The sequence below is a fragment of the Streptosporangium sp. NPDC005286 genome, assembly GCF_040607515.1.
In the GTDB taxonomy this organism is placed as follows: Bacteria; Actinomycetota; Actinomycetes; order Streptosporangiales; family Streptosporangiaceae; genus Streptosporangium.
The window spans coordinates 1-12,192 of record NZ_JBEXGU010000220.1; the positions used below are offsets into that span (position 1 = coordinate 1).

Consider the following 12,192-nt stretch of genomic DNA (forward strand, 5'->3'; position numbering starts at 1 on the left):
TTGGTTTTCTTTTTTTTCGTATTTGGCTTTTATTTTTTGTTTTTTTTTTTTTGGGTGGGGGGGGGGCTGGGGGCGGGGCCCGCCTCAGGCGGACCGGCCGTCCTGCGACTCTTCGCCTCAGCCCGAGAACGCGTCGATCGCGGCCTGGCAGAAGGCCTTGAGGTCGTCGGGCCTGCGGCTGGTGATCAGCGTGTTCGGGCCCGAGGTGCAGATCACCACCTCGTGGTCCTCCCAGTTCGCGCCGGCGTTGCGCAGGTCGGTCGCGAGGCTCGGCCAGGACGTGACCTTGCGCCCGCGTACCACGTCCGCCTCGATCAGCGTCCAGGGCGCGTGGCAGATGGCCGCGACGGGCTTGCCCGCGTCGAAGAAGCCCTTCGCGAAGCCGACCGCCTCGGGCACGGTACGCAGCAGGTCGGGATTGGCGACGCCGCCCGGCAGCACCAGCCCGTCGAAGTCGGCGGCGGAGACCTCCTCGACCGTCGCGTCCACGGGGAACCGGTCGGCCCTGTCGAGGTGGTTGAACGCCTGGACCTGACCCCGCTCGGTGGAGATGAGCCTTGGGGTGGCCCCAGCCCGCTTGACGGCGTTCCACGGCTCGGTGAGCTCGACCTGCTCGATGCCCTCCGGGGCCACGAGGAAAGCGATCGTCTTGGCGTTCGGCATGTCATCCCCTTTGTGACGTGCGGTGATGTCTTCAGGGGGGCGTCATGCCCGGGGTTCCGGAATCTATGCGAGAGCTACTGATTCCAGGACGAACCTTGCGACGGCGGAGGCCGGAGCCGATGAGCCGGGTGATGAGCTCGCGCGAGGAGACGGCCTCCGCGCCCAGCGCGACGGCCCGCTCGTAGAAGGTCTCGGGAACGTCGTAGTGGTCGCGGTCGAACGCCTGGGGCGGCACGCCCAGCAGCTCCGCGAAGGCGTGCAGCTCCCCGGTCGAGCTGTCGCTGACCAGGTGCGACCAGAACAGAGCGTGCGGACCCGGCCAGTTGGGCGGGTCGATGAGCACGCTCACCGCCGGGCGAGGTCGAGCGCGACCTCCAGGGCGGCGGCCCGACGCTCCTCGTCGGAGATCGCCTCGTCCCTGAGGATGATCCACGCGGCGTGCAGCGCGAACAGGGCCATCGAGTTTTTCAGCCGGGTGGCGGTGGGATCGTCCGGCTCGACGAGGAAGGTGAGCAGGTCCAGCATCCGGTGGCGGGTCTTCTCCATCGTCGGATGGTTCTTGAGCGAGGTCTGGTTGCGCTCGAAGAACCGCATGATCTCGTGGTGCCGGCCCCGGTGCAGGTCGTCGGAGTAACGGCGGAGCAGTTCGCGGCGCGTCTCCTCGGTGCGCGGCTGGGACGAGGCCCAGGCGATCAGCTCCTCGACCGCGCGCACCCGGTCCTCGGCCAGGCTGGCGACGATGTCGTCCTTGTTTTTGAAGTGGTAGTAGAGAGCCGCCTTGGTCACGCCGAGGGCCTCGGCTATCTCGCGGAGCGAGGTGGCCTCGTAGCCCTGCTCGACGAAAAGAGTCAGGGCGACGTCCTGAATGCGCGTCCGGGTATCGGCGTGTTCCCTCATGGTTCCCTTACCGAGAAATCAGCTTGACGGCCGGCAAGTAAGCGGCCTACATTTCCAGCATATCCGACACTAACCGGTCGGCAAGTAAGCAAGATCTCTTCTAGGGGGCGAAGTGAAGGAGACCGCGGCCTTACCGGCGCGGCGCCGTGAGGTCATGGTAGTGCTACCGGGCCTGATGCTCGCGATGGTGCTGGCCATGCTCGACAACATGATCGTCGGCACCGCCATGCCCCGCATCGTCGGCGAGCTCGGCGGGCTGACGCACCTGTCCTGGGTGGTGACCGCCTACGTGCTCGGCGCCACCGTCTCGACCCCCATCTGGGGCAAGATCGGTGACCTGTACGGCAGGAAGAACATCTTCCTCGCCTCCATCGTCATCTTCATGATCGGCTCCGTGCTCTGTGGCATGGCGGGCTCGGAGATGCTCGGCGGCCCGTCCGACGGGATGATGCAGCTCATCGCGTTCCGCGCGTTCCAGGGCCTCGGCGCGGGCGGCCTGATGGTCAACGCCATGGCCATCATCGGCGATCTCGTCCCGCCCCGCGAGCGCGGCCAGTACCAGGGCATCATGGCCGCCGTGATGTCACTGGCCATGATCGCCGGCCCGCTCGTCGGCGGATTCATCACCGACCACCTCGACTGGCGCTGGGCCTTCTACGTGAACCTGCCCATCGGGTTCGTCGCGCTGGCCCTGCTGGCGATCAAGCTGAAGCTGCCCAGGTACCGCACCGAGCACCGCATCGACTGGCTCGGTGCCGCCCTGCTCTCGGTCGGCATCACCGCGCTGGTCCTCATCACCACCTGGGGCGGCAACGACTACGGGTGGAACTCACCGCAGATCCTCGGTCTGGTGGCCCTCGCCGTCGTCACGCTGGCGCTGTTCATCCCGGTGGAGCGCCGCGCCGCCGAGCCCATCATGCCGCTCAACGTCTTCCGCGACCGCAACTTCAGCCTGATCTCGGGTGTGGGCTTCCTGCTCGGCTTCGCCATGTTCGGTGCCATCAACTTCCTGCCGCTGTTCCAGCAGACGGTCCAGGGGGCCACGGCCACCAACTCCGGCCTGCTGCTGCTCCCGATGATGGCCGCCTCCATGGTGGTCTCGCTCTTCGTCGGCCGCGCCATCACCCAGACGGGCAAGTACAAGATCTACCCGGTCCTCGGCGGCGCGATCATGGCGATCGGCATGTGGCTGCTCTCCCTGATGGACGTCCACACACCCGCCTGGCAGACCGGCGTGTTCATCGCGGTGCTCGGCCTCGGCATGGGCTTCCTGATGCAGACCACCATGCTGATCGCCCAGAACAGCGTCGAGCAGAAGGACCTCGGTGTCGCCAGCAGTGCCTCGACCTTCTTCCGCTCCATCGGCGGCTCGTTCGGCGTCTCGCTGTTCGGCGCGATCTTCAACAACCGCCTCACCTCCAACCTGGAGAGCAAGCTGGGCGCCGCGGGCGAGCAGCTCGCCTCCGGCGGCGCCCAGTTCAACCCGGCAGCCCTGCACGAGCTGCCCTCGGGAGTACGGATCGGCTTCCTGGAGTCGCTGGCCGACTCCATCTCCGGCGTCTTCTGGTGGGCGATCCTGTTCGCCGTCCTGGTTCCGCTGCTGGCGGCCTTCATCAAGGAGGTTCCGCTGCGCGGCGGCACCGAGAGCACCAAGGAGGCCGAGGCCCAGGTGCCGGTGCTCGACTGATCAGGGATCTTGGGTGCGGACCCCCGGCTTCGGTCGCGAGGTCAACCCGTCCTTCGCCGGAACCACAGCGTGGCGGGCGTCAACAACCGATCCCAAGTTCCGACCCAGCGATTCCCAACCCGCCCCCGCCACGATGAGGGGCATGAAGACGACCATCCCCGCCGCCGGGTACCTCACCCGGCGGCCTTCCGCCGCCGACGCGCCCGAGATCCACGAGCTGATCTCGCTCTGCGACACCCAGGTGATCGGCAAGGCCGACATGACCCTCGACGACGTCGCCGACCAGCTGAACGACTCGTCCTTCGACATGGACTCCGACGGCTGGCTCGTCCACGACGAGAGCGGGCGCCTGGCGGCCTGGGCCTGGGCCTGCCGCAAGGGCGCCAGTGACAACGTCGACGTCGACGTGGTCGTGCACCCCGGCGCGCCGGAGCTGACCGGCCCGCTCTGGGACACCGTGACCGAGCGGGCCGGGCAGATCGCCGCCGAGCTGGGCCACGGCCGGGCCGTGGTGGACATCGGTCTCTACCGCGAGGACAGCGGCAAGCGCGCCGTCGCCGCCGCCCGGGGTTTCAGCGCCGCCACCAGCTTCATCCGGCTCCGCGCCGACCACACCGGGCCGGTCGGCCGCCCCGGCCCGCCGGCCGGGATGACCGTGCACGACGGGCTCACCGAGGAGGTGCGCCGCCAGGGCCACGCCGTGGAGCAGGCCGGCTTCGCCGACCACTTCGGGTTCGCCCCGAAGGACTACGACGAGTGGTACGACGAGCTGAACTCCTCGGTCAACACCGACTGGTCGCAACTGGCGGTCGCCCGCCTCGACGGCGAGCCCGTGGCGATGCTGCTGGGGACCAACGCCTTCCTCGGGGACGAGAACTGCGGCTACGTACGCCGGCTGGCGGTGCTCCCCGCCTTCAGGGGCCGCGGCCTGGGCCGGTTCATGCTGCGCGGGGCGTTCGCCGACGACGCTCGTCGCGGGCGGGTCGGCACCTACCTGCACGTCGACGCCAACAACAGCACGCCCGCCCTCGACCTCTACCTCTCGGTGGGCATGCGCCAGGTGCTGGCCATCGACGTCTGGCGGCGCACGATCTGACCCGCACCGTACGGCGCCATCGAGCGGGGAAGGCGCTCTCAGCCGGTGGGAGGTCAGTCGTCAGGAGTCACCCGGTGCTTGGAGAGGTGGGCCAGGACCGCCTGGTTGGCCTCCCAGCCGTCGGGGAACTTCACCGGCACGCCGAGCTGGACCGGCTCGGCCGACGGGTGGGCGTCCAGCAGCTCGGGAATGCCCGCCCTGGCCACCACGACGCAGGCGTGGCGGTGCCGGGAGGCGAGCACGCACAGCCGCCCCGACTCCAGGTGGAACGCGGTGGCGTCGCGGCGCCCGGAGAGGGGATGGAGCACGATCGTCACATCGTACTCCCGGCCCTGCAGGCGGTTGGCGGTGTCCACCGTGATCTCCGGCGGCACCCCGGCGGCCCTGATCGCGGCCACCTGGTCGCGGTGCGCGGCGCCGATGGCGATCCGGTCGGCCGTGACGGGATGGCTGCCGCGCTCGGAGTGCGCGACCGGACTCCGCTGGAGCAGCCGCGTCGCCAGGCTCGCGGTCGCCAGCACGGCCTCCGCGTCGGTGCGCACCGTGTGGCGGCTGGGCAGCTCGTACAGTGCCCAGCCAGACCCGGCCGCCTCCTCCAGCGCCAGGTCGAAGGGGGTGCGCATGCCGTTCACCGTGAACTCCAGCGACCGGTCGGCGGGGCCCGTCCCCGCGCGGAACCCGGTGAAGGGGTAGAACGCCTCGGAGACCACGGGCGCGGCCGAGGCGGGCAGCCGCCAGGAGACCGGCAGCCGGTGCACCGGCAGGTCGGGGTTGTGCCGCAGCAGCACCGAGACCGCGCTCTGCACCGGGTCCCACGACAGGCCCGCCCAGCGGTCGCCGTCCACGATCGAGAACGGGTCGAGCTGGCCGGGGTCGCCCACGAACAACGACCGCTCGAACAGCGAGGCGATGCGCAGCAGCTTGTCCGAACGCATCTGGTAGGCCTCGTCGACGATGGCCCAGGGCCAGGTGCGGTCGCCGATCCATGCCCACTTGTCGGCGGTGGCGATCACCACGGCCGGGTCCCCCAGATCGGGCAGCTTGCCCGCGACCGAGACGTTGGGCAGGGCGAGGATGCGGCCGGGCGTGATGTAGCCGCTCGCCGAGAGCCGGCCGACCCCCAGATCGGGATGCTCGGCCGCGAGCCGTTCCACCAGGTCGTCCACCTGCTCGTTGGTCTGCGCGACGATCATCAGCGGCTCGCCGGTCTCGGCGATGTGCCCCGCGGCCTTGACCACCAGCGTGGACTTGCCCGCGCCCGGCGGCGAGTCCACGACCACGCCGCGGTGACGGGGCAGGTCGGCCAGGACGGCGTCCACCACGGCCGCCGCCTCCTGCTGCGGCGTCATGCCACGCCCCCGCCACTGCCCGCCGGGTCCGTGTCGCGGCCCGTCACCCGGGCACGGTGCCAGGGTGACGGGCCCGCCGCTCCGGCGCCGGCGGCCTGGTCCTCCGGTGCCGCCGCCGAGCGGGGAGCACGCACGGCCGGGAGAGACACCGGCCGGCCGTGCGGGGTCCGGTGAACGCTCAAAGCCATTCCTCCTGCGCGTCGTCGTCGCCGGGCTCGTACTCCTCCGGCGGCCCGCCATGGGTCCACGGCGTCTGCTCGGGGTCCGGCAGCGCCGCCGACGACTGGAAGTCGTCCGTCAGTGAGGTGTACGAGACCCGCTCGCCCGGTTCGGGCACCGAACCCGGAGCCGGGGTCCTGCCCCGCCCCATCCCCTTGGTGATCTTAAGGGTGATCTCCCCGTCGACGACCTCGACGATCTCGGCCGCGTGGCCACGCCGGTCGGGGCTGCCGACGGTGGTGCCGGGCGTGAGCCGCACCGGGTCGCCGGTCCTCACCGTGATCAGGGGCCGGAGCTTGCGCGAGCGGCCCTCGCCCTCGCTGTGCTCGGGGTCGGCGGCGATCACCGTCCCGGCGAAGGCCTCACCGGTCAGCCGGTACTCGGCCATGAGCAGCGGGTCGTCGTGGGCCCGCTGCACGTCGTAGCTCGCCCGTGCCCGCTCCAGCCCCGCCAGCCTCGCGGCGGCGCTCACCGCTCCGTCCCTGCGGGCCTGCGGCGGGCTCCCCTCGGCGATCCGCTCGACGAACCGGGTGAACGACCCACGGTCGATCTCCCAGCGGTCCTTCACCCGCGAGCCCTCCGGCAGCGACCGCAGCAGGTCGACGGCCCGCCACATCAGCCGCCAGGTGGGGTCGAGCTGGGTGCGCAGCGCCTGGCTGACCCGGTCGACGGCACGGTCGGTCGGCGCCTCCTCGTAGGCGCGGATCGCGGGAGCGAGCACCTCGTTGTCGAAGCCCGGGTCGGTGGTGGGGCCCGCCGGCGGCCAGAGCAGCGGGTCCTCGGCCTCCTCGGCCGCCCGGTGCCCGGACATTCCCGGCGGCGGGTCGATCCATCCCAGCAGCGCCGCCAGGTTGGCGTCCTCCAGGCTGCTCTGCCCGGTCGCCCAGTGCAGGCTCAGTGCCTCGGTCGCCGCGAGCAGCACCGAGGAGCCCGGCTGCTGGGACCGGTCGGCGAAGTAGGTCAGCCATCGGCCGAGCAGCGGCACCGACGGGTGCACCGGGTAGGGGCCCTCGGCCCTGCGGAACCTGGTGGAACGGCCGAGCAGCCCGGTGAACGAGGCGGCGGACCGGTTCGGCACGAGGATCTGCGGTGCGTCCAGGCACCGCTCGTACGGCTCGCCGCCCTTGCGCTCGACCGTCTCGGTGCTTTTCTCGAACCCCTCGATGTAGGGCAGCAGCACCTCGGCCAGCCCGGCGGCGAAGGCGAACCGCAGGTCCCGGTTGCGGGGCTGGGGGACGACGAGCAGCCGGGGGTGACCCGGGTCGGTGCCCACCATGGCGGCCAGCGGCGCGGCGGCCTCGCCCGCGAGCTTGAGCGGGATGAGCACCAGCGGCTGGGCGGAGATGTGGCAGTGCCTGACCGTGGTGACCCGCTGCGCGACACCGTCCCTGACGGCCCGCAGTCGCGCCAGCGCCGTCAGCGCGCTCACCTGTCGTCCGCTCTCGCCGCGGTGACCCCCGGCGCGACCGGCCCGGTGGCCTCGACGATCCTCACCGCAGCGACTCCTCGCGCAGCCGGTCCGCCAGCCGGAGCAGGCGGGCGATCTCCTCCTGGCCCTCGGCCACCTCGCGGGTGCCCTCGGCCAGGCCGAGCGCTTCGTGCATGCCGGAGACGCCGCCCAGCTGGTCGCGGATCTGACGCCCGAGCAGGTCGGTGGATCCGCAGGCGCGGGCCTCGTGACGGCAGAACATGCACATGTCGCAGGTGGACAGGCAGTCGGGCGCGTAGCGGGCGGGTACCTGGAGCAGCGCCTGGGTCAGCTCGTCCGCCGAGCGGGTCGGCACCCCGTCCTCGCCGGGGGCCAGGTCGAAGGTGAGGTCGTCCGGCAGGCCCTCCAGCAGGTACTCGACCCTGGTCATCCTGGTGAGCTGGCGGCCCAGCACCGACAGCTGCCTGCGCACGTCGACCAGCGCCGCGGTCGGGCGGTTGGCGAAGTTCTCCGGGCAGACGAGCACCACGTCGTGGGAGACGCGCTCCGGGTCGTGTCCGAGGTCGGCCATGAGCGTGCGCAACGCCAGGACGTAGACCGCCGCCTGCCGTGCCGCCGCCGCGACCTTGTCAGGCTCGGCCTGGCCGTCGATCATGCCGAACGACTTGATCTCCACGATGTGGAATCGCCCGCCGACCTGGAAGGCCACCACGTCCGGTTCGAGGTAGGAGGTGTGCCCGGCGATCTCCAGGCTGAACAGCGGGTGGTCGTAGAACACCGCGGTCCCGTCGTCCTCGCGCGCCGCACGGTCGATCAGCGCCCGGGTGTGCGAGTGGCGCAGGTGGGAGCCGACGCTCTCCACGTCCCGGTAGCCGACCTGGGCGACGGACAGGCCGAGCAGTTCGCGCAGCAGCCGCAGCAGCTCGGCGCAGCCGTTCTCCTTGACCAGCGACTCGAAGACGTTCCCGCGGGTGATCGCGAACTGGGACTGGCCGAACGGGGCGGGGAAACCGACGTGCCGGGCCGTGCGGTCCTTGTCCACGCCCGCGGCGTCCATCACCGCCCGGCGCGCGCAGCCGGGGTTGGCGGCCAGCGCCGCGATGGCCCGTGCGTCGTGCGGGCGGGCGGGCATCGTCCCGCGCAGCTCGTCAAGCCTGTTCAGGAAGGCCCTCTCCCGAAGGCTGTTCATGCGCGGGTCCCCCCGTCCAGCCTGGTCTTCAACAGGCCCCCCTCAAGGTGTTCATCGCGGTGACGCCGAACAGGCGCTCGACGTCCGGTAGTTGCCTCGTCGCCCGCGCCGCCACCTCGGCCCGCTGCGCGGTGTCGGCGGCCCGGTGCACCTCCAGCTCGGCTCGCGCCGCGCGGATCGCGGTCGCGGGGTCGGCCGGGGCGAAGCCCTCGACGGCGCCCGGGATGTTCTGCGCCATCCGCGACAGCAGCCGCACCGCCCCCGCCGGCGGCTCGGCCAGCCGCGCCAGGTGCTCGGCGATGCGCATGGTCGAGGTGAGGAAGTCGACGCGCGGGCTCAGCGGTCCCAGCACCCGCGACTCGGCCGGCCAGGTGCTGTCGGCGAGCAGCCCCCGGGCGGGGGAGAGCCGGTCGGTCAGCGCGGCGCACAGGTAGTACGGCCTGGCGTAGGGGTCGCCGCGGAACGAGCGCTCCTCGTCTCGGCGCAGGCTGGTCAGCTGTGAGCCGCGGAGCTCGCGGGAGAAGAACGCGTCGTTCACCGCCACGATGAGCTTGGCCGAGGTCGGCACGCCCAGCATGGCCAGCGCCTGGTGCACCTGCTCCCTGATGGGCAGCAGCGAGGTCTCGGGCTCGCGCGCGGGCGTCGGCGCCTCGGAGGTTATCGCCGCGTCCCATGCCTGTTCGGCTCTGCGCAACTCCCCGCGCAGCGACCGGGCGAGCGAGTTCTCCTTCGCCTTGACCGCCCGTCGCACCTCGGCGCGGAGGTCGGCTATTCGCCGTTCCAGCGCGTCCAGTGAATCACTCACGGCCCGGAGCGTAACAGGAGTTCCACTGGTCTCCCTTCAATTCCAGTGAATTCCAGCATTAAAGAGCAACTCATCGCATCGTGATAACGGGATGAAAAGGGCATTTGATACGTAACTCACGGCTAGAGGTGAAGAACCTGACAGGTGTCGCGCGCCCCGCCACCCGAGACGTCCGGACCAAGATGAGTCACCACCGCGAAACCGGCGGCGACCATTACACCGCCGCGGTGAATCACCGCGCCATGGTCACGGACGGCCTGCACGGCACTCCCGGCGACCGTGTCTCGTCGGACTGCGCCGGCACTCCTTGACGCGTACGTTGCCGGCGGTCACGCTGTCATTGCTCATCCACGGCGAACTCGGATCGTATTGCCGAGGCACCGTGTCGTACGTATTCACCGGCGAAGTCCCGGTCGGCCCCGGCACGTCCGCCTTGAGACGCCGGGGGCCGTTCCGGCGGGCAGGCGAAAGGACGGTGTCGTGGCCGTGCGGTTCTTCACTGCGAGAGCGCTGGTTCTCGTCGCATCCGGCGTGTTCCTCGCCGGATGCGGGTCACAGGCCGCGTCCGGCGAATCCCCCGACGGTCAGGCGCAGCCGTCGGGCGGCTGCCCGCTCACTCCGGAAGCCCTTTCCAAGGCCACATCCCTGAGCTGGGAGTTGCAGGAGAGGAAAGACGACCACCCGTTGGAGACCGCCGAATCGATCAAAGTGACGGCCTGCCTCTACACGGCCGCGGACGCTCCCCAGGACGGCTCGGATCCGCTGGTCCTGCGAGCCGACGTCGCCACCGGAGCGGATGCGGCCACGATCAGGAAGGACTTCACCGACACGTGCACCGAGTACGGCGGCAAGGTCGGCGACTCAGCCGCGGCTGACGGTGCGATCGTGTGCGACCGGAACGGTTCCATCGTGGAGGGCCTGGTGGGAGGTGCCGATCGAGTGGTGAACGTCTATCTGGTCAACGCGGAGGCGGCCACCGCCGGCAGGCTCACCCCGGCCTTCGACAGGATCCTCGCCGCCGTCGGCTAGCGTCCCGGCGGAGGGCGCCTCCGCTCAGTCCGGGGGTAGGGCGTCTTCGAGGGCGGCCGTGAACCAGCGAGCGATGCCGGCCGGATGCGTGACGGCGGTGCCGACCACGACCGTGTGCGCCCCCAGGCGGGGAAGGGCTTCGGCGGCCTGCTCGGTGGTGTGGACGCGGCCGTTCCGGCGCCCCGGTGGCCGGGTGCTCCCGATCACCCCTGAACGCCGGCCGGTGGCGCGAGCCAGGCGGGTAACGGGCGGGTGTGCAGTACGTCCAGTCGCGAGACGGCCCGGGTCAGCACGACGTAGAGCCGGTTGAGTCCTCGGGTCTCGGCTTCGGCGATCTCGGCGGGCTCGGCCACCACCACGTGGTCGTATTCGAGACCCTTGGCCATTGCCGCGGGGACGGCGGTGACGCGGGCCGCGGAGGCGATGTCGTCGAGCGTGGCGACCTCGATGCCTTCGGCCCTCAGCGCCGTCACCAGCTCGCCGAGGGCCGTGTCGGCGGCGATCACCGCGATCGAGCCCTCATGGCCGAGCGCGTCGCGCACCGCGCGGACCGCGGTGCCGGCGAGGTCGGGTGTCCGGTGGACCCCGAGACGGCCGTCCGTACGGAACGAGCGAGTCCTGGGCACGTCCACGGCCAGTTCCTCCAGCAGGCGGTTGGCGATCGCGACGACGGCGGCGGGCACCCGGAAACCCGTGGTCAGGGCGGTCAGTTTCGCGTCCGGCTTGCCCAGGTGGGCCAGGTGCTCGCGCCAGCCGCGGGCCGCCCACCGGGTGGTGCCCTGCGCCAGGTCGCCGAGCACGGTGATCGAGCCGTGCTCGCTCCTGCGGGCGACGGCCCGGCACTGCATCGGCGAGAGGTCCTGCGCCTCGTCGACGATGACGTGACCGTATCCGCGAGGGCGCTCCAGCAGGCCCGAGATCTCGTCGAGAAGTACGGCGTCGGCCGCCGACCACCTGGCGCTCCTGAACGAGCGCGGCGGCCTGGTCCACAGGATGGCCGACTGCTCGCCGGGGGTGAGGACCCCGTCCGCGGCCCCGGCCAGCACCGCGGGGTCGCCGAGCAGCTCCGCCAGCACCTCCTCCGGCCGGACGGCGGGCCACACCGCGTCGACGTGCGCGGTGAGGGCCCTGGTCATCCCGCGCGTCCAGGCGGCACTCGTGTTCCGGCCGCGTGCCTCCGCCTGCCGAAGCAGGACGGCCACGGTACGCGAGAGTACGCGCTCGCGGCCCACACCGTACGGGGTCGCCTCCCGCAGGACGGCGTCCACGATGGCACCGAACTTCTCCTGTCCCACCCGCCAGCGGTGGGAGCCGTCGGGGACGGTGATCGGACCCGCCGGGGTCGTCACCCGCCGGTACAGCGCCTGACGCAGCACCTCCGCCATGCGGACGTCGTGCTTGACGGCCGCGGCCTCCTCGCCGCCGGCTCCCCTGAGCGGCTCTCTCGCCAGCAGCCCCGCCATGGTCGTCTGCTCGACGTCGACCTCGCCGAGCGCCGGGAGCACGGCCGCGATGTACCTCAGGAACGCCCGGTTGGGGCCGAGGATCAGCACGCCTGTGCGCGAGAGCCGCTGCCGATGGGTGTAGAGCAGGTAGGCGGCCCGGTGCAGTCCAACGGCGGTCTTACCGGTGCCCGGCGCCCCCTGGATGCAGATCGACTCCTCAAGCCCGGCACGGACCAGCTCGTCCTGCTCGGGCTGGATGGTGGCCACGATGTCGCGCATCGGCCCGACGCGGGGGCGCTCGATCTCGGCGGCCACGATCCGGCTCGCCACGCCCAGGTCCTGACCGGCCCCAAGGTGCTCGTCCTCGAAGCCGGTCAGTGTGAC

At 71.3% G+C, this 12,192-nt stretch carries 12 protein-coding genes; 3 read left to right on the top strand and 9 right to left on the bottom strand.

Annotated features, from left to right (window positions below; translation table 11 throughout):
- Positions 1-117 precede the first annotated feature (117 nt).
- The 3 genes from ABZU75_RS41720 to ABZU75_RS41730 are packed head-to-tail and all read right to left on the bottom strand — an operon-like array spanning position 118 to position 1,560.
- Positions 118-663, bottom strand: coding sequence for a type 1 glutamine amidotransferase domain-containing protein (locus ABZU75_RS41720; RefSeq protein WP_350963962.1), 546 nt, complete (start codon positions 661-663; stop codon positions 118-120).
- 31 nt (positions 664-694) lie between these two features.
- Positions 695-1,012 carry a DUF4031 domain-containing protein gene (locus ABZU75_RS41725; RefSeq protein WP_350963965.1) on the bottom strand — a complete coding sequence of 106 codons (318 nt, stop codon included), beginning with the start codon at positions 1,010-1,012 and terminating at the stop codon, positions 695-697.
- Positions 1,009-1,560 carry a helix-turn-helix domain-containing protein gene (locus tag ABZU75_RS41730; protein WP_355567426.1) on the bottom strand — a complete coding sequence of 184 codons (552 nt, stop codon included), beginning with the start codon at positions 1,558-1,560 and terminating at the stop codon, positions 1,009-1,011. Before ABZU75_RS41730 ends, ABZU75_RS41725 begins: the two co-directional genes overlap by 4 nt.
- Before the next feature lie 154 nt (positions 1,561-1,714).
- Between ABZU75_RS41730 and ABZU75_RS41735 the strand changes: the two genes are divergently transcribed.
- Both ABZU75_RS41735 and ABZU75_RS41740 read left to right on the top strand, forming a co-directional pair.
- On the top strand, positions 1,715-3,247 hold the full coding sequence (locus ABZU75_RS41735) for an MDR family MFS transporter (protein WP_355567429.1): 1,533 nt from the start codon (positions 1,715-1,717) through the stop codon (positions 3,245-3,247).
- Positions 3,248-3,389: 142 nt separating this feature from the next.
- A complete protein-coding gene (locus ABZU75_RS41740; protein ID WP_355567432.1) occupies positions 3,390-4,343 on the top strand; it encodes a GNAT family N-acetyltransferase in 954 nt (317 codons plus the stop codon).
- Positions 4,344-4,396: 53 nt separating this feature from the next.
- Here the strand turns inward: ABZU75_RS41740 and ABZU75_RS41745 are convergent, their stop codons facing one another.
- The 4 genes from ABZU75_RS41745 to ABZU75_RS41760 all read right to left on the bottom strand — a co-directional run bounded on the left by ABZU75_RS41745 (position 4,397) and on the right by ABZU75_RS41760 (position 9,334).
- Positions 4,397-5,692, bottom strand: a complete 1,296-nt coding sequence (locus ABZU75_RS41745) for an AAA family ATPase (protein WP_030922360.1) — start codon at positions 5,690-5,692, stop codon at positions 4,397-4,399.
- 178 nt (positions 5,693-5,870) lie between these two features.
- Complete coding sequence (locus ABZU75_RS41750; protein ID WP_355567435.1) at positions 5,871-7,340, bottom strand: hypothetical protein; 1,470 nt, start codon at positions 7,338-7,340, stop codon at positions 5,871-5,873.
- Between the two features lie 61 nt (positions 7,341-7,401).
- On the bottom strand, positions 7,402-8,529 hold the full coding sequence (locus ABZU75_RS41755) for a hypothetical protein (protein ID WP_350927576.1): 1,128 nt from the start codon (positions 8,527-8,529) through the stop codon (positions 7,402-7,404).
- Positions 8,530-8,557: 28 nt separating this feature from the next.
- Positions 8,558-9,334, bottom strand: a complete 777-nt coding sequence (locus tag ABZU75_RS41760) for a hypothetical protein (RefSeq protein WP_355567439.1) — start codon at positions 9,332-9,334, stop codon at positions 8,558-8,560.
- 480 nt (positions 9,335-9,814) lie between these two features.
- On the opposite strand from ABZU75_RS41760, the gene ABZU75_RS41765 reads away from it, so the two are divergent.
- Positions 9,815-10,363 (top strand): hypothetical protein, encoded by a 549-nt coding sequence (locus ABZU75_RS41765; protein ID WP_355567441.1) that lies wholly within the window; start codon positions 9,815-9,817, stop codon positions 10,361-10,363.
- Positions 10,364-10,387: 24 nt separating this feature from the next.
- Here the strand turns inward: ABZU75_RS41765 and ABZU75_RS41770 are convergent, their stop codons facing one another.
- Together ABZU75_RS41770 and ABZU75_RS41775 are read right to left on the bottom strand one after the other, a co-directional pair.
- Positions 10,388-10,570 (bottom strand): hypothetical protein, encoded by a 183-nt coding sequence (locus tag ABZU75_RS41770; RefSeq protein WP_355567443.1) that lies wholly within the window; start codon positions 10,568-10,570, stop codon positions 10,388-10,390.
- A partial coding sequence (locus ABZU75_RS41775) for an AAA family ATPase (protein WP_355567446.1) occupies positions 10,567-12,192 on the bottom strand: 1,626 nt, incomplete at its 5' end. The genes ABZU75_RS41770 and ABZU75_RS41775, both read right to left, overlap by 4 nt.

Excerpts from the sequence above, each read along its gene's own strand:
- ABZU75_RS41735 (WP_355567429.1), top strand. The coding sequence starts at position 1,715 with ATGGTAGTGCTACCGGGCCTGATGCTCGCGATGGTGCTGGCCATGCTC.
- ABZU75_RS41755 (WP_350927576.1), bottom strand. The coding sequence starts at position 8,529 with ATGAACAGCCTTCGGGAGAGGGCCTTCCTGAACAGGCTTGACGAGCTG.
- ABZU75_RS41730 (WP_355567426.1), bottom strand. The coding sequence starts at position 1,560 with ATGAGGGAACACGCCGATACCCGGACGCGCATTCAGGACGTCGCCCTG.
- ABZU75_RS41740 (WP_355567432.1), top strand. The coding sequence starts at position 3,390 with ATGAAGACGACCATCCCCGCCGCCGGGTACCTCACCCGGCGGCCTTCC.
- ABZU75_RS41745 (WP_030922360.1), bottom strand. The coding sequence starts at position 5,692 with ATGACGCCGCAGCAGGAGGCGGCGGCCGTGGTGGACGCCGTCCTGGCC.
- ABZU75_RS41720 (WP_350963962.1), bottom strand. The coding sequence starts at position 663 with ATGCCGAACGCCAAGACGATCGCTTTCCTCGTGGCCCCGGAGGGCATC.